Below are 19,446 nucleotides of genomic sequence, written 5' to 3' on the forward strand. Positions count from 1 at the left end.
GTGCGGGGTGTCAGCCGGATGGATGCGGCTGCCAAGCCTACAAGGACGTACTTGCGGCGTCCCCGCACTCCGACACCGTCCCGCCAACCCACGGATAGCCCGCTTTTGACGTTGACGTTGACGTTGCTCTGGCTCGTAGCAGGTGCAGGGCTGCAAGCCCTGCCGAAATATCCTTACCGCACTTGCTCCTGCTTGCGCACGATCGCCATCGCGATCTCCAGCGACTGCTCGTAGTTCAACCGCGGGTCCACCGTCGAACGATACGCACGCTCCAGGTCGCGCTCGGTCAGTTCGCGCGCGCCGCCGATGCACTCGGTCACGTCCTCGCCGGTCAGTTCCAGGTGCACACCGCCCAGGCGCGTACCGGCGGCCGCATGCAGATCGAACGACATCTCCACCTCGCCACGCACGTTGTCGAAGCGGCGTGTCTTGAAACCGTTGGCGGTGCTTTCGGTATTGCCATGCATCGCATCGCACACCCACAGCACGCGGCGACCATCACGCTTGACCGCGTCCAGCAGCGGCGGCAGTTTCTCGGCGATCTGCGTCGCGCCCATCCGATGGATGAAGCTCAGGCGGCCCGGCTCGTCATGGGGGTTGAGCACATCGATCAGGCGCAGCAGCTGGTCCGGCGTCACCGACGGGCCCACCTTGATCGCAATCGGATTGCGCACGCCACGCAGGTACTCCACGTGCGCGCCATCGAGCGCGGCCGTGCGCATGCCGATCCACGGGTAATGCGTGCTCAGGTTCAACCAGCCCTGCTGGCGCGGCACCTGGCGGGTCAACGCCTGCTCGTAGGGCAGCAGCAGGGCTTCGTGCGACGTGTAGAAGTCGATGCGGTTGAGGTTGTGCACGCGGGCCCCGGCCAGGGTCTCCATGAAGTGCACCGCATCGCCGATCGAGGCCACCATCTTCTGGTACTCGGCCGCCAGCGGCGAGTGGCTTACCCACTCCAGGTTCCAGTATTCGGGGTGGTGCAGGTCGGCGAAACCGCCGTCGATCAGCGCACGCACGAAGTTCATCGTCATCGCCGAATGCGCGTGGGCCTGCAGCATCCGCTTCGGGTCCGGCAGGCGTGCTGCCTCGGTGAAGGCCGGCGCGTTGATCACATCGCCGCGGTAGCTGGGCAGGGTCACGCCGTCGCGGGTCTCGGTGTCGGCCGAGCGCGGCTTGGCGTACTGGCCGGCGAAGCGGCCCACGCGGATCACCGGCTGGCGCAGGCCGTGCACCAGCACCAGGCTCATCTGCAGCAACACCTTCAATCGGTTGGAAATGGTGCCCGATTCGCAGTCGCTGAAATTCTCGGCACAGTCGCCGCCCTGCAGCAGGAAGCGCTTGCCTTCCTGGGCCTCGGCCAGCTGCTGCTTCAACGCCAGGATCTCCCACGAGGTGACCAGCGGCGGCAGCCGCTTCAGCTCGTGCAGAGCGGCGTCCAACGCCACCGGGTCCGGGTAGGTCGGCATCTGCAGCGCGGTCTTGCCACGCCAGCTCTCCGGCGACCAGGCAGCGCCAGCGGTGGTCGCGTCGGAATCGGAGGCGGGCGGAACGGCGGACAGGCTCATTGCAGACTTCCGGGGTGGGGGGGCGGTCATGGTCGCAGAGCCAGTCGCTGACGCAAAGGCCCACACCCACCGCCCCGGCCACCTGAACGGCAGGGAAAGGCCAGCGCCAGCAGCCAGATCCAGCATGGTCAGCCGCACGGGACAGGCGCATGATTTTGTTACGGAGTAACACTTCCACGTCATGGACCGGCCCCTTCCACGCCCAGCCGCCCCCTCTCTCACCATGAAGCCCTCACCCCTCGCTACCGGCATTGCCTTCGCCCTGGCCTTGGCCAGCCTGCCCGCCTTCGCCGCAACGACCGACGACACCTCTTCCTCCGTCAAGGACCTGGACGCAGTCACTGTCCACGCCCAGCTCGACCAGGCCCGCAACGCGCTGTCGCCGGACATCGGCAGCAGCCAGTACCAGATCACCGCCGAGGACATCCAGAAGCAGCCGCTGGGTGCCTCCGCGCCGCTCAGCCAGGTACTGCTGCAGGCCCCGGGCGTGGTCCAGGATTCCTATGGCGGCGTGCACGTGCGCGGCGACCACGCCAACCTGCAGTACCGCATCAATGGCGCGCTGCTGCCTGAATCGATCTCCGGCTTCGGCCAGACACTGGATGCACGCACCATCAAGAGCATCCGCCTGATGGATGGCGCGCTGCCGGCGCAGTTCGGCGAGCGCACCGCTGCAGTGGTCGACATCACCACCCGCAATGGTGCCGAGCTCGGCAATGGCGGCAGCGCCGGTCTGACCGCAGGCTCGTTCGGCAAGATCAATCCGAATGCCTCGTGGTGGGGCAACCAGGGGCGATGGAGCTGGTTCCTGACTGGCAACTACGACCAGAACGAGGTTGGCCTGGAGAACCCGACCCGCTCGCGCAAGCCGCTGCACGACGACACCCACCAAGGCAAAGCGTTCGCTGACCTCACCTACCTGGTCAACGAGAACACGCGCCTGAGCGTGTTCGCCGGCTTCGCCAACAACCGCTTCCAGATCCCGGTCAACCCCGGGCAGACCCCGCAGTTCGGTTACCTGGACACCACCACCTTCGACTCCAGCCAGCTGGATGAAACCCAGCGCGAAACCACCCGCTTCGGCATGCTGGTGCTGCAGGGCGCGCTGGGCAGCACCGCCTACCAGCTGTCCGCCGGGCAGCGCTACAGCGATGTGGCGTTCAACCCGGATGTCATCGGCGACCTGGTATTCAGTGGCGTCGCCTCGCAGGTGCAGCGCAGCAACCGCGCCAACACGCTGCAGGCCGATTTCTCCACCCCGCTGGGCAACGACCACACGCTGCGCTATGGCCTGTACGGCAACTACGAGAACGCGCGGGCCAGCAACAGCAGCTGGGTGTTCCCGGTCGATGACGCCGGCCAGCAGTCCAGCACCACGCCGCTGCTGATACCTGACCGCAGTGCCTTCCATGCCAGCACGCTGGCGTTGTACGTGCAGGATGAATGGAAGATCGGCGACGACTGGACCGTCAACTACGGCCTGCGCGGCGATCGCTACAAGGCCTTTGGCCACACCGAGGGCCAGCTCAGCCCCCGCGTGGGCGTGGCCTGGAATGCCAGCGACAGCACCACCGTGCATGCCGGCTATTCGCGTTACTTCACGCCGCCGGCCAGTGAGCTGATCGCCAGCAGCGATATCGCGCTGTACGACGGCACCACCAACCAGCAGCCGAGCGGCGGCAACAACACGCCACTGGCCGAGCGCAGTGACTACTACGACATCGGCGTATCGCATCAGCTGGGCGAACACCTGACCCTGGGCTTGGACGCGTACGACCGCCGTGTTGCGCGCCTGCAGGACGAAGGCCAGTTTGGTGCCGCCTACATCTATTCGACGTTCAACTACCGCCGCGGCCATATCCGTGGCCTGGAGTTCAGCGCCGACTACAGCAACGGTCCGTTCAGCGCTTACGTCAACGCGGCGTACAACAAGGCGATCGGCACCCAGGTCATCACCAGCCAGTACAACCTCGATCCAGAGGCGCTGGCCTATGTGGCCAACCACTGGATCCACCTCGACCACGACCAGAAGCTGACCTCATCGGGCGGCTTCAGCTACGCCTTCGCCGGCCACAACCGGGTCGGCGCCAACTACGTGTTCGGTAGCGGCCTGCGTTCGGACATCGAGGGCGTGCCCAACGGCGGCGAGCTGCCATCCTACCTGCAGGTGAACCTCAGCGCCGGGCACGATTTCAATGCCGACAGCGGGCATCCGCTGCACGTGCAACTGGCCGTGATCAACGCATTGGATCGCAGCTACCAGCTGCGCGATGGCGGCGGTGTTGGCGTGTTCGCGCCGCAGTGGGGGCCGCGCCGTGGCGCCTACCTGAGCCTGCAGCAGGATTTCTGAGGACGCCAGGGTGCCTGGGGTCGGACCCCTTTCCGCAGGAGAGGGCTCCGACCCCGCCTTAGTTCAGCGCTTGACCTTGCGCAGCGACACCACCAGCGACCACAGCGCCAGCAGCACGAACCACACGCCCGACCACATCGGCATGGTCAGGCCCAGGAACGTCCAGTCGATATTGCCGCAGTTGCCGGTACCGGTCAGCACCGTGCGGAACACTTCCAGCGGCCCCATGGTCTCGCGCAGGAAGCTCAGCGGCGGGCCGCAGGTCGCCCCCATCTCCGGTGGCAGCATCTGCACGTAGACGTGGCGCGCAGCGATGCCTACGCCGACCGCGGCGGCAATGAAAGCGAGCACGCCGTAGGTTGCCCGGCCAGGACGGTTGGAGGGCCCGTGCAGTGCACCGATCAGGAACAGCAGGCCCAGCGCGGCGAACGCCAGCCGCTGGAAGATGCACAGCGGGCACGGCTCCAGGCCCATCTTCAGCTGCAGGAAGATCGCGTAGCCCAGCAGGCCGGCGCAGATCAGGAAGCCCAGGAAGAACTGGGCGCGGAAGGGCCAGCGCAGTGGATTCATCGTCAACGCTCGAATGGATCAGGCGCCAAGCGTAACCGAGAGTGCATGCCATTCGAACCGCCACAGGTGACGCCTGTCGGAACGGTACGGGTCAGATCCCGCAGAAACGCAAAAGCCCGGCAGAGACCGGGCTTTCGCTGTGTCGCATTGGAGCGGTCCGATTACTCGGCCACTTCCTCGGCCACGACCGGACGGTCAACCAGCTCGACGTAGGCCATCGGCGCGTTGTCGCCAGCGCGGAAGCCGCACTTCAGCAGGCGCAGGTAGCCGCCCGGACGGTTCGCGTAGCGCGGGCCCAGGATGGTGAACAGGTTGCCCACGGCTTCGTTGTCGCGCAGGCGGGCGAAAGCCAGACGGCGGTTGGCGACGGAGTCGACCTTGGCCAGGGTGATCAGCGGCTCGGCAACGCGGCGCAGTTCCTTGGCCTTCGGCAGGGTGGTCTTGATCAGCTCGTGCTTGAACAGCGAGGCGGCCATGTTCTTGAACATCGCTTCGCGGTGGGCGCTGGTACGGCTGAACTTACGGCCAGACTTCTGGTGACGCATGGTGATATTCCTTGGTTAATGATGAGGCTGTGCGGATCGTTGTCGCCATCCTGGCGTTGCTGCGCGGACTGCGGATGGTCCTGGCCGCCCGTCCTGGACGACCTGCCCGCGAACCTGCGGTTCGTCGTGGCATGGTGTGGTGCGTTGAAGGCCCCACCGCGAACGGTGGAGCCTTCAGGTATTACCGATATCAGCCCAGCATGCCGTGGCTGGCGACGCCGGCCGGCGGCCAGTTCTCCAGCTTCATGCCGAGCGACAGGCCGCGCTGAGCCAGCACTTCCTTGATCTCGGTGAGCGACTTCTTGCCCAGGTTCGGGGTCTTCAGCAGCTCCACTTCGGTCTTCTGGATCAGATCGCCGATGTAGTAGATGCTTTCAGCCTTCAGGCAGTTGGCCGAACGCACGGTCAGCTCCAGATCGTCGATCGGGCGCAGCAGCACCGGATCCACGCCGTTGTTGGCCGGCTTGGCCGCACCGCGGTCGCGGTGGGTGAAGTCACCGAACACCGACAGCTGGTCGCTGAGGATGTCGGCGGCGGTGCGCACGGCTTCCTCGGCATCGATGGTGCCGTTGGTCTCGATATCGATGACCAGCTTGTCCAGGTCGGTGCGCTGTTCGACACGCGCCGCTTCCACGGCATAGGCGACACGGCGGACCGGCGAGAACGAGGCATCCAGGACCAGGCGGCCGATGGCACGGGTTTCTTCGTCCGGACGACGACGCGCGGCAGCCGGCTGGTAGCCGAAACCACGTTCGATCTTCAGACGCATGTTGATCGCCGTATCCTTGGTCAGGTGGCAGATCACATGGTCGCCGTTCAGGATCTCCACATTGTGGTCGACCTTGATGTCGGCAGCGGTGACAACGCCCGGGCCCTGCTTGGACAGGGACAGGGTGGCGCTGTCGCCGGAGTGCATACGGATGGCCACATCCTTAAGGTTGAGCAGGACTTCGAGGACGTCCTCCTGCAGACCTTCGACCGTGGTGTACTCATGCAACACGCCGTCGATTTCGACTTCCGTGATGGCGAAGCCCGGGATGGACGACAGCAGCACGCGACGCAGGGCGTTGCCCAGCGTATGCCCGTAACCCCGCTCCAAAGGTTCGATAACGACCTTTGCACGGGTGTCGGTAAGGCGTTCGATCTGCGGACCGCGAGGACGCAGAACCTGGTTGGCGGTAACCGTCATGTTGCGGGTTCTCCTAGTGAACCCCCGGCCGTCGCCGGGGGCTCTCCAATGTGAATTACTTCGAATACAGCTCGACGATCAGCGCTTCGTTGATGTCCGCAGGCAGATCCGAACGATCCGGAACAGCCTTGAAGATGCCGGTGAACTTGCCGGAATCCACTTCAACCCACGACGGGCTCAGGTCATGCTGGGCGGCGACGGTCAGGGCTTCCTGGACGCGCAGCTGCTTGGCAGCCTTTTCGGACAGAGCGATGGCGTCGCCAGCCTTGACCTGGTACGAAGCCAGGTTGACCGACTTGCCATTCACGGTGACGCCGCGGTGCGACACCAGCTGACGGGCAGCCGGACGGGTCACGGCGAAGCCCATGCGGTAGACGACGTTGTCCAGGCGGGTTTCCAGCAGCTGCAGCAGGTTCTCGCCGGTGTTGCCCTTCTTGGTCGAGGCCTTCTTGTAGTAGTTGCGGAACTGACGCTCCAGCAGGCCGTAGATACGCTTGACCTTCTGCTTTTCACGCAGCTGGGTGGCGTAGTCGGACAGCTTGCCCTTGCGGGCAGTGGCGCCGTGCTGGCCGGGCTTCTGCTCCAGCTTGCACTTGGAGTCCAGCGCACGCGCCGGGCTCTTCAGGGACAGGTCGGCGCCTTCGCGGCGGGCGAGCTTACAGGTAGGACCGATATAACGAGCCATTTCTTATCGCTCCCTTTAGACGCGACGCTTCTTCGGCGGACGGCACCCGTTGTGCGGGATGGGCGTCACGTCGATGATGTTGGTGATCTTGTAGCCGACGTTGTTCAGCGAACGCACGGCCGACTCACGGCCCGGACCCGGGCCCTTGATGCGGACTTCCAGCGACTTCACGCCGTAGTCCAGCGCAGCACGACCGGCCTTTTCAGCAGCCACCTGGGCAGCGAACGGGGTCGACTTGCGCGAACCGCGGAAGCCAGCGCCACCGGAGGTCGCCCACGACAGAGCGTTGCCCTGGCGGTCGGTGATGGTGACGATGGTATTGTTGAACGAAGCGTGGACGTGGGCAACGCCGTCGGTGACGACGCGCTTGATCTTCTTCTTGGTCTTAGCAGCGGGCTTAGCCATTTCTCAGTCCCTTACTTCTTGATCGCCTTGCGCGGACCCTTGCGGGTGCGGGCGTTGGTACGGGTGCGCTGGCCACGCAGCGGGAGGCCACGACGGTGACGCAGGCCGCGGTAGCAGCCCAGGTCCATCAGGCGCTTGATCGCGATGCCGATCTCACGGCGCAGATCGCCTTCCACGATGTACTTGCCGACTTCGGCGCGCAGGCGCTCGATTTCCGGCTCCGACAGATCGCGGATCTTGGTGGTCGAAGCAACGCCTGCGACTTCGCAGACCTTCTTCGAACGGGTACGGCCGATGCCGTAAATGCTTTGCAACCCGACCCAGACGTGCTTCTGGGCTGGCAGGTTGACGCCTGCAATACGCGCCATGACGCGGTTCTCCAGCTGAGTGATGGCCGACAGCGCGCCTCGGGCACGCCAATCCGGCAGGATGGATCAAAAAAGTGAACTAGCGATACTAACAAGGTTCCGGTTTACATGGAAGCCCGTGAAACCATTGGTTTCATGAACCCGGCCTGGGGAGTGTGCCCAGGCTCCGGCGCCGGATGGGGTTGGACCTGGGGTTTCCCCCGGGGCCGCCCGCGCTACTCCAGCGCGGGACCACCTCATCACACCCCCACCCGGAACCGCTGCGGGGGCCGCCCTTCGTTTGTGTGGCCGGAGTCCGCGAAGCGGAGGGACCATCACGCCAGGAAGACGAAAGTATAACAGGCCTATCAGCCGCGGGCAAAACCGCCGCGGTTGCCGCCCTTCAGGTTGGCCTTCTTCAGCAGGCTCTCGTACTGGTGGGACATCAGGTGTGCCTGCACCTGGGCGATGAAGTCCATCACCACCACCACCACGATCAGCAGCGACGTGCCACCGAAGTAGAACGAGGCATTCAGCTGCGTGCGCATCAGTTCCGGCAGCAGGCAGACGATCACCAGGTAGGCCGAGCCGGCCGCGGTCAGGCGGGTCAGCACGCCGTCGATGTAGTCGGCGGTGGCCTTGCCCGGACGGATGCCCGGAATCAAAGCGCCCGACTTCTTCAGGTTGTCGGCGGTTTCCTGCGAATTGAACACCAGCGCGGTATAGAAGAACGCGAAACCGGTGATCAGCGCAGCGAACACGATCATGTGCAGCGGCTCGCCCGGGCCCAGGGCATTGGCGACCTTCTGCAGGACCTGGCCGAAGCTGCTCTGGTTGGCAGCCTGGCCGGACCACATGGCCAGGGTGGCCGGGAAGGCCAGCAGGCTCGAGGCGAAGATCGCCGGGATGACGCCGGCCATGTTGAGCTTCAGCGGCAGGAACGAGGTCTGGTTCATGTACGCGTTGCGACCGCCCTGGCGGCGCGCGTAATTGACCGTGATCCGGCGCTGGCCACGCTCCACGAACACCACGAAGAAGGTGAAGGCGAGTACGACGATGGCGATCAGCAGGAGCTGGATGAACTGGATGTTGCCGTCGCGGTAGGCGTCGAAAGTGTGGATGACCGCACCCGGCAGACCGGCGACGATACCGGCGAAGATGATCAGCGACACGCCGTTGCCGATACCGCGTTCGGTGACCTGCTCACCGACCCACATCAGGAACATGGTGCCGGCAGTCAGTGCGACCACCGCGGTGAGCACGAAGCCCATGCCGGGGGCGTACACGACCGGAGCGCCCGACGGCGAAACTTGGCCCTGCAGGGCCAGCGCGATCGAACCGCCCTGCACCACTGCCAGCAGCACGGCGCCGATGCGCGAATACTGGGTGATCTTGCGGCGGCCGGACTCACCTTCCTTCTGCATCGCCTTCAGGGCGGGGAAGATGTGCACGGCCAGCTGCATCACGATCGATGCCGAGATGTACGGCATCACGTTCAGCGCAAAGATGCTGAAACGGTGCAGGGCGCCGCCCGAGAACATGTTGAACATGTCCACGATGCCGCCGCCCTGCTGTTGCATCATGGCAAGCATGGCATCGGGATTGACGCCCGGCACCGGCACGTAGCAGCCGATGCGATAGACGATCAAAGCCCCGACGACGAACAGCAAACGTTGGCGAAGTTCAGTGAACTTGCCCATTCCGCCCGCGAGGTTACCGATGCCAGCTTGCGCCATGATTTTCTTACTCCGTTACGCTGCCGCCGGCAGCTTCGATCGCCGCCTTGGCACCAGCCGTGGCAGCAATACCCTTCAGGGTGAACGCCTTGGTCACTTCGCCCTTGACGACGACCTTGGCCTTCTTGGCAGTGCTCGGGACCAGCTTGGCAGCACGCAGGGCGGCGAAGTCGATCTCACCGGCCGGCAGCTTGTCCAGCGCGTACAGCAGCACTTCAGCGGTGTCCTTGGCGATCGGCGAACGGAAGCCGATCTTCGGCAGACGACGCTGCATGGGGGTCTGGCCGCCTTCGAAGCCAGCCTTGATCTTGCCGCCACCCTTACGGGCGAACGAACCCTTGTGGCCGCGGCCGGCAGTCTTGCCCAGGCCCGAGCCGATACCGCGGCCGACGCGGGTGCGCTCGGTGCGGGCGCCCGGTGCCGGGCTCAGTTCATTGAGACGCAGAGTCATGGTCGATTACTCCTCAACCTGGACGAGGTACTGAACCTTGTTGATCAGGCCGCGCACCTGCGGGCTGTCCTTCAGTTCACGCACATCGTTGAGCTTGTTCAGGCCCAGGGCACGCACCGACAGGCGGTGACGCGACTGGGTGCCACGCAGGCCACGCACCAGGCGGACCTTCACAGTCTTGTTGGACTCATTAGCCATGGTTGAGTTCCTCCACCTTCTTGCCGCGCTTGGCCGCGATGCGGGCCGGCGACTGCGCAGCAGTCAGGCCCTTCACGGTGGCGCGCACCAGATTGATCGGGTTGCGCGAACCGGTGGCCTTGGCCAGCACGTTCTTCACGCCAACGGCTTCCAGCACGGCGCGCATGGCACCGCCGGCGATGACGCCAGTACCTTCCGAAGCCGGCTGCATGAACACGCGGGCTGCGCCGTGACCATCCTTGATGGTGTGCCACAGGGTGCCGTTGTTCAGGTCAACGCTGACCAGGTTCTTGCGGGCCTGTTCCATCGACTTCTGGATGGCGACCGGCACTTCGCGGGCCTTGCCATAACCGAAACCGACCTTGCCTTCGCCGTCGCCGACCACGGTCAGGGCGGTGAAGGTGAACTGGCGGCCACCCTTGACGGTCTTGCTGACGCGGTTGACCGCGACCAGCTTTTCGATCATGCCGTCGTCGATCTTCTCTTCGCGGTTACGGTCGCGATCGCGACCCCGCTGCTGACGCTCTTCTGCCATGTTGATTCCTTGGTTGTTTGGGTATGTACGGCTCGAGGCCGCTTATGGTTGTGGAGTGACGCGTTGTTCCGGTGGACCGCTGCAGAAGAGCGGCGCCGTCCAGCCTCACTCAGGCTGGCGAGCAGGCAGGCAGGAGGCCATCGGCCCCCTGCCCTTGTCCCTTAGAACTGCAGGCCGGCTTCGCGGGCGGCTTCTGCCAGGGCCTTGATGCGGCCGTGGTAGCGGTAGCCCGAACGATCGAAGGCAACCTTCTCGATGCCGGCGGCCTTGGCGCGCTCGGCAACGATGCGGCCGACCTTGGCAGCGGCATCGGCGTTCTTGCCGTTCTTCAGGCCTTCCTTGACGTCGGTCTGGGTGGTGTTGGCGGCAGCCAGCACCTTCGAACCGTCAGCGGTGAAGACCTGGGCGTACAGGTGCTGGCCGGTGCGCAGCACCGACAGGCGGGCGACGCCGAGCTCACGGATGTGGGCACGGGTCGACTTGGCGCGACGCAGGCGGGCGATGTTCTTGTTCATGATGTGTTTTCCTTGAAAGCGGAAGCGCCTAATTAGGCCTTCTTGGCTTCCTTACGGATGATGACTTCGTCGGAGTACTTCACGCCCTTGCCCTTGTACGGCTCCGGCTTGCGGAACGCACGGATCTTGGCGGCGACTTCACCGACGACCTGCTTGTCAGCGCCCTGGACCAGGATCTCGGTCTGGGTCGGGGTGGAAATGGTGATGCCTTCCGGCGCCACGAACACGACCGGATGCGAGAAACCGAGCGACAGGCTCAGATCCTTGCCCTGCATGGCAGCACGGTAACCCACGCCGACCAGCTCCAGCTTGCGCTCGAAGCCTTCGGACACGCCCTTGACCATGTTGGCCAGGATCGCGCGCACGGTACCGGTCAGCGCGACCAGGTCGGCGCTCTCGGTGCTCAGGGTGGCAACGCCGCTGTCGACGTTGATGGCAATACCGGCCGGCTTGACCAGCGACAGGGTGCCCTTCGGGCCCTTGACGGTGACGCTTTCCGACTGGACGTTCAGTTCGACCTTACCCAGGGTGACGGGCTTCTTGGCTACGCGGGACATAGTTCTACTCCTTTCGCCTTAGGCCACGAAGCACAGGACTTCGCCGCCGACGCCCAGCTGGCGCGCCTGCGCATCAGTCATGATGCCCTTGGAGGTGGAAATGATGGAGATGCCCAGGCCATTCATGACCTTCGGCAGCTCGCTCTTGCCGCGGTACTGGCGCAGGCCCGAACGCGAGAAGCGCTTCAGGGTCGCGATGACCGGCTTGCCTTCGAAATACTTCAGCACGATTTCCAGCTCGGCCTTGTTGTTTTCCAGCTGGGTCACGCGCAGGTCGGTGATGTAACCCTCGTCCTTCAGGACCTGGGCGATCGCAACCTTGATCTTGGACGACGGGGCTTTCACCGTCTGCTTGCCAACCGCAGCCGCATTCTTGATGCGGACCAGCAGGTCGGCGATGGGATCAGTCATGCTCATATGAGTACCTTTGAGTGCACCGATATCCGCTTTCGCGAAAATCTGTTGTCTCCTGGAAACGGGCCAGGTCCCTTGATGCAGCGGGCCGGGGCCCACTCCTACAACCCCGTTTGCGCAGGGCAAGACGCGGGAGTATACGCCAAAAGAGCCCGACTTGCGCCGGGCTCTTCGGTTTTTTTCGCAGAAAGGAAGCTGAACGCCTCCCTCCCCGGTTCAGAAGCCCCCGAGGGGGCTCCTGATCGCAGGGCCGGCTGGAATTACCAGCTGGCCTTGCGCAGGCCCGGGACGTCGCCACGCATGGTGGCTTCGCGCAGCTTGTTGCGGCCGAGGCCGAACTTGCTGTACACGCCACGCGGACGACCCGACAGCTCGCAACGGTTGCGCTGGCGGCTCGGCGACGAATCACGCGGCAGCTTGGCCAGCTTGGTTGCGGCGTCGATCTTCTCTTCGTAGGTCGCGTCCACGGAGGACACGATCTTCTTCAGAGCTGCACGCTTCTCAGCGTACTTCTTGGCCAGCTTTTCCCGCTTGATGTCGCGGTTGACCATGGAGGTCTTTGCCATTTCGGTTTCCTCGACAGATCAGTTACGGAACGGGAACTTGAACGCTGCCAGCAGCGCCTTCGCTTCCGCGTCGGTCTTCGCAGTGGTGGTGATGGCGATATCCATACCGCGGATCGCGTCGACGGCGTCGAAGTCGATTTCCGGGAAGATGATCTGTTCCTTCACACCCATGTTGAAGTTGCCGCGGCCGTCGAAGGAACGACCGGAAACACCACGGAAGTCGCGCACGCGCGGCAGCGAGATGTTGATCAGGCGGTCCAGGAACTCGTACATCTTGTGGCGACGCAGCGTGGTCTTGCAGCCGATCGGCCAACCATCACGGATCTTGAACGACGCAACCGAGATACGCGACTTGGTGACAACCGGCTTCTGGCCGGAAATCTTGGTCATGTCCGCGACGGCGTTTTCCAGGATTTTCTTGTTGGTGGCAGCCTCGCCGACACCCATGTTCAGGGTGACCTTGACGAGCTTCGGTACTTCCATCGGATTGGTGTAGCCGAACTGCTTCATCAGCGCCGGCACCACTTCTTCCTTGTAGATCTTTTCGAGACGGGAAGTCATCTTCACATTCCTCAGGCGTCGAGCGCCTCACCGCTGGAGCGGAACACACGCAGTTTGCGTCCATCCTCCAGCACCTTGAAGCCAACGCGTTCGCCCTTGCCCGAAGCCGGGTTCAGCACGTTCACGTTGGAGATATGGATCGAAGCTTCGCGCTCGACCACGCCGCCGGCAACACCTGCCTGCGGGTTCGGCTTGGTGTGGCGCTTGACGATGTTCACGTTGGCGACGACCACGCGGTCGCCGTCGACGCGGACGACTTCGCCCTGCTTGCCCTTGTCCTTGCCAGCGTTGACGACAACCTGGTCGCCCTTCTTGATACGGTTAGCCATGATTATCTCCTGTCGCTCACAGCACTTCGGGAGCGAGCGAGACGATCTTCATGAACTTCTCCGAACGAAGTTCACGGGTCACCGGCCCGAAGATACGGGTACCGATCGGCTCCTGCTTGTTGTTCAGCAGGACGGCAGCGTTGCCGTCGAAGCGGATCAGCGAACCGTCGGCGCGACGCACACCCTTGCGGGTACGCACCACGACGGCGTCATACACTTCACCCTTCTTGACCTTGCCGCGCGGAATCGCATCCTTCACGGTGACCTTGATGATGTCGCCGATACCGGCGTAACGGCGCTTGGAACCACCCAGCACCTTGAAGCACATCACCTGCTTGGCACCCGAATTGTCCGCGACGTCAAGGTAGCTCTGCATCTGGATCATGATTCAGACTCCTTATTCAGCCGCACGCGTGATGACTTCCACCACGCGCCAGTTCTTGGTCTTGGACATCGGAGCAATCTCGGTCACGCGGACGACGTCGCCTTCCTTGCAGGCGTTGTCGGCATCGTGGGCGTGCAGCTTGGTCGAGCGCTTGATGTACTTGCCGTACAGCGCGTGCTTGACCTGACGCTCAACCAGGACGGTAACCGTCTTGTCCATCTTGTTGCTGACGACACGGCCTTCGACCGTGCGCAGCGTCTTCTTTTCAGTATTGTCGCTCATAGCGGCCATCCTTACTTCGTGCTGCCGAGCAGGGTCTTGACGCGAGCAATCTCGCGACGGACCCGGCGAATGTCGTGGGTCTTCGGCAGCTGGCCGGTGACCTGCTGCATACGGACAGAGAACTGTTCCTTACGCAGGTCGATCAGGTGGGCCTTGAGTTCGTCAGCCGACTTTTCACGGAGAGTTTTGATATCCATCAGCGCACCGTACGGGTCACGAAAGTGGTGGTGACCGAGAGCTTGGCGGCGGCCAGGCGGAACGCCTCGCGAGCCACTTCCTCGGAAACACCCTCGATTTCATAGATCATGCGGCCGGGCTGGATCTGGGCCACCCAGTATTCCACGTTACCCTTACCCGAACCCATTCGGACTTCGATGGGCTTCTTGGTGATGGGCTTGTCGGGGAACACGCGGATCCACATCTTGCCGCCGCGCTTGACGTAGCGGCTGATCGAGCGGCGGGCCGCTTCGATCTGGCGCGCGGTCAGCTGACCGTGTGCGGTTGCCTTCAGGCCGTATTCGCCGAAGCTGACAGCGTTGGCGCTCCAGCTCAGGCCATCGTTACGGCCCTTGTGTACCTTGCGGTACTTGGTTCGCTTGGGTTGCAACATTGTCGTTACCTCGCTTCACGGGCCGGGCGCTGACGGTCACCGCGGTCGCCGCGATCGTGACGATCGTTGCGCGACGGGGTGTCGTCCTGCTTTTCCTGGCCAACCTGGGAGAAATCGAAGACCTCGCCCTTGTAGATCCAGACCTTGATGCCGATGATGCCGTAGGTCGTCTTGGCTTCAGCGAAGCCATAGTCGATGTCGGCACGCAGGGTGTGCAGCGGCACGCGGCCTTCGCGGTACCACTCCGAACGGGCGATTTCTGCACCGTTGAGGCGGCCGCCGACGTTGACCTTGATGCCCAGGGCACCCAGACGCATCGCGTTGCCGACCGAGCGCTTCATTGCACGGCGGAACATGATGCGACGCTCCAGCTGCTGGGCGATCGACTCGGCAACGAGCTGCGCGTCCAGTTCCGGCTTGCGCACTTCGGTGACGTTGATGTGCGCCGGGACGCCCATCATCTCGCTCACTTCCTTGCGCAGCTTCTCGATGTCCTCACCGCGCTTGCCGATCACCACGCCCGGACGGGCGGTGTGGATCGTCACGCGAGCGGTCTTGGCCGGACGCTCGATCAGGATCTTGCTGATGCCGGCCTGAGCCAGCTTCTTGCGCAGCATGTCGCGCACTTTCAGGTCGGCTGCCAGGTAACCGGCGAACTCGGCCTTGTTGGCGTACCACTTGGAGTTCCAGTCCTTGGAAATGCCGAGGCGGATACCAATCGGATGAACTTTATGACCCATGGTCTTTTCCTTATCCGCTTACTTGGCGGCGCCCACAACCACAGTGATGTGGCTGGTGCGCTTGAGGATGCGGGTACCGCGGCCTTTCGCCCGCGCCATGAAACGCTTCAGGGTCGGACCTTCATCAACCATGATGGTCTGAACCTTCAGCTCGTCGACGTCGGCGCCCTGGTTGTTCTCGGCGTTGGCAATTGCCGACTCCACCACCTTCTTGATCAGGTGGGCAGCCTTCTTGTCCGAGAACTTCAGCAGGTTGACCGCACGTTCGGCCGGCAGACCGCGCACCTGGTCAGCGACCAGACGAGCCTTCTGCGGGGAGATGCGCGCAGTGCGCAGGATGGCTTTCGCTTCCATTGTCATCTCTCCTTACTTGCCCGACTTCTTGTCACCACCGTGACCCTTGAAGGTCCGGGTGATGGCAAATTCGCCGAGCTTGTGGCCGACCATGTTCTCGTTGACGAGAACCGGGATGTGGTTCTTGCCGTTATGCACGGCAATGGTGATGCCTACCATGTCAGGCAGGATCATCGAACGGCGCGACCAGGTCTTGATCGGCTTCTTGCTGCCCGCAGCGGCCTCCACCTTCTTGACGAGGTGGTGATCGACGAACGGGCCCTTCTTGAGTGAACGTGCCATGGTCGATTAGCCCCTACGATCGCGGACGATGAACTGCTGAGTGCGCTTGTTATGGCGCGTCTTGTAACCCTTGGTCGGGACACCCCACGGGGTGACCGGATGCGGGTTACCCTGGCCGGCCTTGGCCTCACCACCACCGTGCGGGTGGTCAACCGGGTTCATGGCAGCACCACGAACGGTCGGGCGAACGCCGCGCCAACGCTTGGCACCGGCCTTGCCCAGCTTTTCCAGGCTGTGCTCGTCGTTGCCGACTTCGCCGATGGTGGCGCAGCACTCGACCGGAACCTTGCGCATTTCACCCGAGCGCAGGCGCAGGGTGGCGTAGATGCCTTCACGAGCCACCAGCTGCACGGCCGCACCAGCGGCGCGAGCGATCTGAGCGCCCTTGCCCGGCTTCAGTTCGATGCAGTGGATGGTGGTACCGACCGGGATGTTGCGCAGCGGCAGGGTGTTGCCGGCCTTGATCGGGGCGTCCGAACCAGCGATCACCTGATCACCAGCCTTCAGGCCCTTCGGGGCGATGATGTAGCGACGCTCACCGTCGACGTAGCACAGCAGAGCGATGTGGGCGGTGCGGTTCGGATCGTATTCGATGCGTTCCACGCGCGCCGGGATGCCCAGCTTGTTGCGCTTGAAGTCGATGATGCGGTAGTGCTGCTTGGCACCACCACCAACGTGACGCACGGTGATGCGACCGTGGTGGTTACGACCACCCGAGCGGCTCTGCGACTCGACCAGCGCGGCGTGCGGAGCACCCTTGTGCAGGTCGGGGGTGACCACGCGCACGGCCGAACGGCGGCCGGGGGAGGTGGGCTTGAATTTCATCAATGGCATGGGATGTACCTCAGGCCTTGGCCGTTACATCGATCGACTGGCCGTCGGCCAGGCGAACGTACGCCTTGCGCCAATCGCCGCGGCGGCCAGCACGGTTACGGAAGGACTTGTTCTTGCCCTTGACGTTGACCACGTTGACGGCTTCGACCTTGACGTCGAACAGCTGCTCAACCGCGGCCTTTACATCGGCCTTGGTGGCTTCGTTCGAAACTTCGAAGACATACTGATTGGAGAGTTCCTGCAGGCGCGCGGTCTTTTCCGAGACACGCGGGGCACGCAGCACGCTGAAGATTTTTTCGTTGCTGTTCATGCCAGCCACTCCTCGACCTTCTTGACCGCGTCAGCGGTGATGACGACCGTGTCGGCACCCACCAGCGAGACCGGGTCCAGACCCTGCACGTCACGCACCTGCACGTACGGCAGATTGCGGGCGGACAGGTACAGGTGCTCGGACGCTTCTTCGGTGACGATCAGCGGGCGCTTGCCCACTTCCAGGCCGGCCAGCTTGGCGATCAGACCCTTCGTGCTGGTGGCTTCGACGTCGAAGGCCTCCACGATGGTCAGACGGCCCTGACGGTTCAGCTCGGACAGGATCGCGCACATGGCGGCACGGTACTGCTTGCGATTGACCTTCTGCTCGAAGCTGCGCGGCTTGGCCGCGAAGGTGACACCGCCGCCGACGAAGATCGGAGCCGTCAGTGCGCCATGACGCGCGCCGCCGCCCTTCTGCTTCTTCGACTTCTTGGTGGTACCAGCCACTTCGGAGCGAGTCTTCTGTGCCTTGGTGCCGGCGCGACCGGCGTTGCGGTAAGCAACGACGACCTGGTGGACCAGATCTTCGCTGAAATCGCGACCGAACACGGCTTCGGAGACCGAGACCTTGTTGTTGCTACCCGTGATAACGAGTTCCATCGTCATCTCTCCTTATGCCTTGCTCGCCGGACGGACGATCACATCGCCACCCGCCGCGCCCGGAACGGCGCCGCGAACCGCGATCAGACCGCGCTCGACGTCGACCTTGACCACTTCCAGGTTCTGGGTGCTCTGCTGCACCGCGCCCATGTGGCCCGACATCTTCTTGCCCGGGAAAACGCGACCCGGGGTCTGGCGCTGACCCAGCGAACCCGGCGCGCGATGCGACAGCGAGTTACCGTGGGTTGCATCGCCCATACGGAAGTTGTGGCGCTTGATGGTGCCCTGGAAGCCCTTACCCTTGGTGACACCCTGGACGTCGACGATCTGGCCGACTTCGAAGATGTCCGCCTTGACTTCGCCGCCAACGGCGAAATCGCCGAGCTGCGCGTCTTCAACGCGGAATTCCCACAGGCCACGACCCGCTTCCACCTTCGCCTTGGCGAAGTGGCCGGCTTCCGGCTTGTTGACCAGGGCAGCGCGACGCGCGCCGACGGTCACCTGCACGGCGCTGTAGCCGTCGGTTTCGACGGTCTTGATCTGCGCGATGCGGTTCGGGGTTGCTTCGATCAGGGTCACCGGGATGGAGCGGCCATCTTCAGTGAACACGCGGCTCATGCCGGCCTTGCGGCCCACGAAGCCCAACGAATACTTCTTCGTCATGGTCGTAGTCCTCAGGTCAGCTTGATCTGAACGTCGACGCCGGCAGCCAGTTCGAGCTTCATCAGCGCGTCCACGGTCTTGTCATTCGGGTCAACGATATCGAGCACGCGCTTGTGCGTGCGGGTCTCGTACTGGTCACGCGCGTCCTTGTCGACGTGCGGGGAAACGAGAACGGTGTAACGCTCGATCTTGGTCGGCAGCGGGATCGGGCCACGCACTTGCGCGCCGGTCCGCTTTGCCGTTTCAACGATCTCGCTGGCCGAACGGTCGATCAGACGATGATCGAACGCTTTCAGCCGGATCCGGATCTTTTGGTCCGCCATGGCGGTAGGTTCCTTCGTTAAAAGAGCGACAGACAAAGCCTCTGGGTTGCTTTGCCCCATGAAATTCCTGAATACGGACGGCCCGCAGTCCTGCAGGCCGCCAAGGTCAATCCATGGACCTCAAAAACGTAGGCAGACCAGTTACCCGGCCTGCCCAGACGTAGAAGCATAATGGCACGCAAGGCAGCTGTCAACAGTCGCCTGTTGACGCCGCCTGAATGGCATTGACCCTTCCTGGTCCGGGGAACACAAGGCACATCCTGTGCCTGCTTTCCCATTTGATACGCCCCGATGCCCTACCCAGGCAACATCGGGGCGCAGATACTACCAGATTACTCGATGATCTTCGAGACCACGCCGGCGCCGACGGTACGGCCGCCTTCGCGGATGGCGAAGCGCAGACCTTCGTCCATGGCCACCGGGTTGATCAGGGTGACTTCCATCTTGACGTTGTCACCCGGCATCACCATTTCGACGCCTTCCGGCAGCTTGGCGGCGCCGGTGATGTCGGTGGTGCGGAAGTAGAACTGCGGACGGTAGCCG

Annotated in this window: 30 protein-coding genes and 1 pseudogene; 1 reads left to right on the forward strand and 30 read right to left on the reverse strand. The window is 63.5% G+C overall.

Going from position 1 to position 19,446, the window contains the following annotated elements:
* Nucleotides 1-173: 173 nt before the first annotated feature.
* Nucleotides 174-1,565, reverse strand: a complete 1,392-nt coding sequence (locus tag ABGA94_RS07780) for a class II 3-deoxy-7-phosphoheptulonate synthase (protein WP_053500150.1) — start codon at nt 1,563-1,565, stop codon at nt 174-176.
* A gap of 223 nt (nt 1,566-1,788) precedes the next feature.
* Between ABGA94_RS07780 and ABGA94_RS07785 the strand changes: the two genes are divergently transcribed.
* A complete protein-coding gene (locus tag ABGA94_RS07785; RefSeq protein ID WP_375366938.1) occupies nt 1,789-3,915 on the forward strand; it encodes a TonB-dependent receptor in 2,127 nt (708 codons plus the stop codon).
* A gap of 63 nt (nt 3,916-3,978) precedes the next feature.
* On the opposite strand, the gene ABGA94_RS07790 is transcribed toward ABGA94_RS07785, so the two are convergent.
* The 29 genes and pseudogenes from ABGA94_RS07790 to ABGA94_RS07930 all read right to left on the reverse strand — a co-directional run.
* Nucleotides 3,979-4,485 (reverse strand): disulfide bond formation protein B, encoded by a 507-nt coding sequence (locus ABGA94_RS07790; RefSeq protein ID WP_053500146.1) that lies wholly within the window; start codon nt 4,483-4,485, stop codon nt 3,979-3,981.
* Nucleotides 4,486-4,646: 161 nt separating this feature from the next.
* The gene (gene rplQ / locus ABGA94_RS07795; RefSeq protein WP_005408217.1) at nt 4,647-5,030 is read right to left on the reverse strand and encodes a 50S ribosomal protein L17; all 384 of its coding nucleotides are present in this window, start codon (nt 5,028-5,030) and stop codon (nt 4,647-4,649) included.
* Nucleotides 5,031-5,220: 190 nt separating this feature from the next.
* The gene (locus tag ABGA94_RS07800) at nt 5,221-6,219 is read right to left on the reverse strand and encodes a DNA-directed RNA polymerase subunit alpha (RefSeq protein WP_005408216.1); all 999 of its coding nucleotides are present in this window, start codon (nt 6,217-6,219) and stop codon (nt 5,221-5,223) included.
* 55 nt (nt 6,220-6,274) lie between these two features.
* Complete coding sequence (gene rpsD / locus ABGA94_RS07805) at nt 6,275-6,904, reverse strand: 30S ribosomal protein S4 (RefSeq protein ID WP_004145446.1); 630 nt, start codon at nt 6,902-6,904, stop codon at nt 6,275-6,277.
* Between the two features lie 15 nt (nt 6,905-6,919).
* Complete coding sequence (gene rpsK, locus ABGA94_RS07810; RefSeq protein ID WP_004145443.1) at nt 6,920-7,309, reverse strand: 30S ribosomal protein S11; 390 nt, start codon at nt 7,307-7,309, stop codon at nt 6,920-6,922.
* An 11-nt stretch (nt 7,310-7,320) separates the two neighbouring features.
* On the reverse strand, nt 7,321-7,677 hold the full coding sequence (gene rpsM, locus ABGA94_RS07815; protein ID WP_004154500.1) for a 30S ribosomal protein S13: 357 nt from the start codon (nt 7,675-7,677) through the stop codon (nt 7,321-7,323).
* A gap of 347 nt (nt 7,678-8,024) precedes the next feature.
* Nucleotides 8,025-9,392: a preprotein translocase subunit SecY gene (gene secY, locus ABGA94_RS07820; protein ID WP_005415420.1), complete on the reverse strand. Its 1,368-nt coding sequence runs from the start codon at nt 9,390-9,392 to the stop codon at nt 8,025-8,027.
* Nucleotides 9,393-9,399: 7 nt separating this feature from the next.
* Nucleotides 9,400-9,843, reverse strand: a complete 444-nt coding sequence (rplO, locus tag ABGA94_RS07825; protein ID WP_004154498.1) for a 50S ribosomal protein L15 — start codon at nt 9,841-9,843, stop codon at nt 9,400-9,402.
* A 6-nt stretch (nt 9,844-9,849) separates the two neighbouring features.
* A complete protein-coding gene (gene rpmD, locus ABGA94_RS07830) occupies nt 9,850-10,041 on the reverse strand; it encodes a 50S ribosomal protein L30 (RefSeq protein ID WP_005408214.1) in 192 nt (63 codons plus the stop codon).
* Nucleotides 10,034-10,576 carry a 30S ribosomal protein S5 gene (gene rpsE, locus ABGA94_RS07835; RefSeq protein WP_005415419.1) on the reverse strand — a complete coding sequence of 181 codons (543 nt, stop codon included), beginning with the start codon at nt 10,574-10,576 and terminating at the stop codon, nt 10,034-10,036. Before rpsE ends, rpmD begins: the two co-directional genes overlap by 8 nt.
* 161 nt (nt 10,577-10,737) lie before the next feature.
* On the reverse strand, nt 10,738-11,091 hold the full coding sequence (gene rplR, locus ABGA94_RS07840; protein WP_004154495.1) for a 50S ribosomal protein L18: 354 nt from the start codon (nt 11,089-11,091) through the stop codon (nt 10,738-10,740).
* A 32-nt stretch (nt 11,092-11,123) separates the two neighbouring features.
* Nucleotides 11,124-11,648, reverse strand: a complete 525-nt coding sequence (gene rplF, locus ABGA94_RS07845; protein ID WP_005415418.1) for a 50S ribosomal protein L6 — start codon at nt 11,646-11,648, stop codon at nt 11,124-11,126.
* Nucleotides 11,649-11,666: 18 nt separating this feature from the next.
* The gene (rpsH, locus tag ABGA94_RS07850; protein ID WP_005415417.1) at nt 11,667-12,065 is read right to left on the reverse strand and encodes a 30S ribosomal protein S8; all 399 of its coding nucleotides are present in this window, start codon (nt 12,063-12,065) and stop codon (nt 11,667-11,669) included.
* A 257-nt stretch (nt 12,066-12,322) separates the two neighbouring features.
* Nucleotides 12,323-12,628, reverse strand: a complete 306-nt coding sequence (gene rpsN, locus ABGA94_RS07855) for a 30S ribosomal protein S14 (RefSeq protein WP_005408209.1) — start codon at nt 12,626-12,628, stop codon at nt 12,323-12,325.
* Between the two features lie 18 nt (nt 12,629-12,646).
* Complete coding sequence (gene rplE, locus ABGA94_RS07860; RefSeq protein WP_005415416.1) at nt 12,647-13,189, reverse strand: 50S ribosomal protein L5; 543 nt, start codon at nt 13,187-13,189, stop codon at nt 12,647-12,649.
* Nucleotides 13,190-13,200: 11 nt separating this feature from the next.
* The gene (rplX, locus tag ABGA94_RS07865) at nt 13,201-13,518 is read right to left on the reverse strand and encodes a 50S ribosomal protein L24 (RefSeq protein WP_004154490.1); all 318 of its coding nucleotides are present in this window, start codon (nt 13,516-13,518) and stop codon (nt 13,201-13,203) included.
* A 16-nt stretch (nt 13,519-13,534) separates the two neighbouring features.
* Nucleotides 13,535-13,903: a 50S ribosomal protein L14 gene (gene rplN / locus ABGA94_RS07870; RefSeq protein WP_010483978.1), complete on the reverse strand. Its 369-nt coding sequence runs from the start codon at nt 13,901-13,903 to the stop codon at nt 13,535-13,537.
* 12 nt (nt 13,904-13,915) lie between these two features.
* Nucleotides 13,916-14,185 carry a 30S ribosomal protein S17 gene (rpsQ, locus tag ABGA94_RS07875; RefSeq protein ID WP_004154489.1) on the reverse strand — a complete coding sequence of 90 codons (270 nt, stop codon included), beginning with the start codon at nt 14,183-14,185 and terminating at the stop codon, nt 13,916-13,918.
* 11 nt (nt 14,186-14,196) lie between these two features.
* Entirely contained in the window at nt 14,197-14,382 is a 186-nt protein-coding gene (rpmC, locus tag ABGA94_RS07880) for a 50S ribosomal protein L29 (RefSeq protein ID WP_004154487.1), read from the reverse strand.
* Nucleotides 14,382-14,795 (reverse strand): 50S ribosomal protein L16, encoded by a 414-nt coding sequence (gene rplP / locus ABGA94_RS07885; RefSeq protein ID WP_004154486.1) that lies wholly within the window; start codon nt 14,793-14,795, stop codon nt 14,382-14,384. Before rplP ends, rpmC begins: the two co-directional genes overlap by 1 nt.
* A gap of 5 nt (nt 14,796-14,800) precedes the next feature.
* Complete coding sequence (rpsC, locus tag ABGA94_RS07890; protein ID WP_005415414.1) at nt 14,801-15,535, reverse strand: 30S ribosomal protein S3; 735 nt, start codon at nt 15,533-15,535, stop codon at nt 14,801-14,803.
* An 18-nt stretch (nt 15,536-15,553) separates the two neighbouring features.
* A complete protein-coding gene (gene rplV / locus ABGA94_RS07895; protein WP_004145348.1) occupies nt 15,554-15,889 on the reverse strand; it encodes a 50S ribosomal protein L22 in 336 nt (111 codons plus the stop codon).
* A gap of 12 nt (nt 15,890-15,901) precedes the next feature.
* Nucleotides 15,902-16,171: a 30S ribosomal protein S19 gene (gene rpsS, locus ABGA94_RS07900; RefSeq protein ID WP_005415413.1), complete on the reverse strand. Its 270-nt coding sequence runs from the start codon at nt 16,169-16,171 to the stop codon at nt 15,902-15,904.
* A gap of 6 nt (nt 16,172-16,177) precedes the next feature.
* Nucleotides 16,178-17,005, reverse strand: coding sequence for a 50S ribosomal protein L2 (rplB, locus tag ABGA94_RS07905; protein WP_004145339.1), 828 nt, complete (start codon nt 17,003-17,005; stop codon nt 16,178-16,180).
* A 10-nt stretch (nt 17,006-17,015) separates the two neighbouring features.
* A complete protein-coding gene (gene rplW / locus ABGA94_RS07910) occupies nt 17,016-17,315 on the reverse strand; it encodes a 50S ribosomal protein L23 (RefSeq protein ID WP_004145338.1) in 300 nt (99 codons plus the stop codon).
* On the reverse strand, nt 17,312-17,917 hold the full coding sequence (gene rplD, locus ABGA94_RS07915) for a 50S ribosomal protein L4 (protein WP_005415412.1): 606 nt from the start codon (nt 17,915-17,917) through the stop codon (nt 17,312-17,314). The genes rplW and rplD overlap by 4 nt, the downstream gene beginning before the upstream one ends.
* Before the next feature lie 12 nt (nt 17,918-17,929).
* Entirely contained in the window at nt 17,930-18,580 is a 651-nt protein-coding gene (gene rplC / locus ABGA94_RS07920) for a 50S ribosomal protein L3 (protein ID WP_004145336.1), read from the reverse strand.
* Nucleotides 18,581-18,591: 11 nt separating this feature from the next.
* Nucleotides 18,592-18,903, reverse strand: coding sequence for a 30S ribosomal protein S10 (rpsJ, locus tag ABGA94_RS07925; RefSeq protein ID WP_005408208.1), 312 nt, complete (start codon nt 18,901-18,903; stop codon nt 18,592-18,594).
* A gap of 332 nt (nt 18,904-19,235) precedes the next feature.
* Nucleotides 19,236-19,446: pseudogene (locus ABGA94_RS07930) on the reverse strand (elongation factor Tu); the annotation flags it as partial.

Origin of the sequence: Stenotrophomonas sp. 3diitr2024, from assembly GCF_042136455.1 — a bacterium.
In the GTDB taxonomy this organism is placed as follows: domain Bacteria; phylum Pseudomonadota; class Gammaproteobacteria; order Xanthomonadales; family Xanthomonadaceae; genus Stenotrophomonas; species Stenotrophomonas sepilia.

Coding starts and splice junctions, on each gene's coding strand:
- rpsK (WP_004145443.1), bottom strand. CDS start 7,309: ATGGCTAAGCCCGCTGCTAAGACCAAGAAGAAGATCAAGCGCGTCGTC.
- rpmC (WP_004154487.1), bottom strand. CDS start 14,382: ATGGATATCAAAACTCTCCGTGAAAAGTCGGCTGACGAACTCAAGGCC.
- rpsN (WP_005408209.1), bottom strand. CDS start 12,628: ATGGCAAAGACCTCCATGGTCAACCGCGACATCAAGCGGGAAAAGCTG.
- rplQ (WP_005408217.1), bottom strand. CDS start 5,030: ATGCGTCACCAGAAGTCTGGCCGTAAGTTCAGCCGTACCAGCGCCCAC.
- rplX (WP_004154490.1), bottom strand. CDS start 13,518: ATGGCTAACCGTATCAAGAAGGGCGACCAGGTTGTCGTCAACGCTGGC.
- rplP (WP_004154486.1), bottom strand. CDS start 14,795: ATGTTGCAACCCAAGCGAACCAAGTACCGCAAGGTACACAAGGGCCGT.
- ABGA94_RS07780 (WP_053500150.1), bottom strand. CDS start 1,565: ATGAGCCTGTCCGCCGTTCCGCCCGCCTCCGATTCCGACGCGACCACC.
- rplO (WP_004154498.1), bottom strand. CDS start 9,843: ATGACTCTGCGTCTCAATGAACTGAGCCCGGCACCGGGCGCCCGCACC.
- rpsJ (WP_005408208.1), bottom strand. CDS start 18,903: ATGGCGGACCAAAAGATCCGGATCCGGCTGAAAGCGTTCGATCATCGT.
- rpsH (WP_005415417.1), bottom strand. CDS start 12,065: ATGAGCATGACTGATCCCATCGCCGACCTGCTGGTCCGCATCAAGAAT.
- rplB (WP_004145339.1), bottom strand. CDS start 17,005: ATGCCATTGATGAAATTCAAGCCCACCTCCCCCGGCCGCCGTTCGGCC.
- rplN (WP_010483978.1), bottom strand. CDS start 13,903: ATGATCCAGATGCAGAGCTACCTTGACGTCGCGGACAATTCGGGTGCC.
- rpsS (WP_005415413.1), bottom strand. CDS start 16,171: ATGGCACGTTCACTCAAGAAGGGCCCGTTCGTCGATCACCACCTCGTC.
- ABGA94_RS07800 (WP_005408216.1), bottom strand. CDS start 6,219: ATGACGGTTACCGCCAACCAGGTTCTGCGTCCTCGCGGTCCGCAGATC.
- rpmD (WP_005408214.1), bottom strand. CDS start 10,041: ATGGCTAATGAGTCCAACAAGACTGTGAAGGTCCGCCTGGTGCGTGGC.
- rplR (WP_004154495.1), bottom strand. CDS start 11,091: ATGAACAAGAACATCGCCCGCCTGCGTCGCGCCAAGTCGACCCGTGCC.
- rpsQ (WP_004154489.1), bottom strand. CDS start 14,185: ATGAGCGACAATACTGAAAAGAAGACGCTGCGCACGGTCGAAGGCCGT.
- rplF (WP_005415418.1), bottom strand. CDS start 11,648: ATGTCCCGCGTAGCCAAGAAGCCCGTCACCCTGGGTAAGGTCGAACTG.
- rplC (WP_004145336.1), bottom strand. CDS start 18,580: ATGACGAAGAAGTATTCGTTGGGCTTCGTGGGCCGCAAGGCCGGCATG.
- rpsD (WP_004145446.1), bottom strand. CDS start 6,904: ATGGCTCGTTATATCGGTCCTACCTGTAAGCTCGCCCGCCGCGAAGGC.
- rplE (WP_005415416.1), bottom strand. CDS start 13,189: ATGACTTCCCGTCTCGAAAAGATCTACAAGGAAGAAGTGGTGCCGGCG.
- rplD (WP_005415412.1), bottom strand. CDS start 17,917: ATGGAACTCGTTATCACGGGTAGCAACAACAAGGTCTCGGTCTCCGAA.
- ABGA94_RS07790 (WP_053500146.1), bottom strand. CDS start 4,485: ATGAATCCACTGCGCTGGCCCTTCCGCGCCCAGTTCTTCCTGGGCTTC.
- secY (WP_005415420.1), bottom strand. CDS start 9,392: ATGGCGCAAGCTGGCATCGGTAACCTCGCGGGCGGAATGGGCAAGTTC.
- rpsC (WP_005415414.1), bottom strand. CDS start 15,535: ATGGGTCATAAAGTTCATCCGATTGGTATCCGCCTCGGCATTTCCAAG.
- rpsM (WP_004154500.1), bottom strand. CDS start 7,677: ATGGCGCGTATTGCAGGCGTCAACCTGCCAGCCCAGAAGCACGTCTGG.
- rplW (WP_004145338.1), bottom strand. CDS start 17,315: ATGAACAGCAACGAAAAAATCTTCAGCGTGCTGCGTGCCCCGCGTGTC.
- rplV (WP_004145348.1), bottom strand. CDS start 15,889: ATGGAAGCGAAAGCCATCCTGCGCACTGCGCGCATCTCCCCGCAGAAG.
- rpsE (WP_005415419.1), bottom strand. CDS start 10,576: ATGGCAGAAGAGCGTCAGCAGCGGGGTCGCGATCGCGACCGTAACCGC.
- ABGA94_RS07785 (WP_375366938.1), top strand. CDS start 1,789: ATGAAGCCCTCACCCCTCGCTACCGGCATTGCCTTCGCCCTGGCCTTG.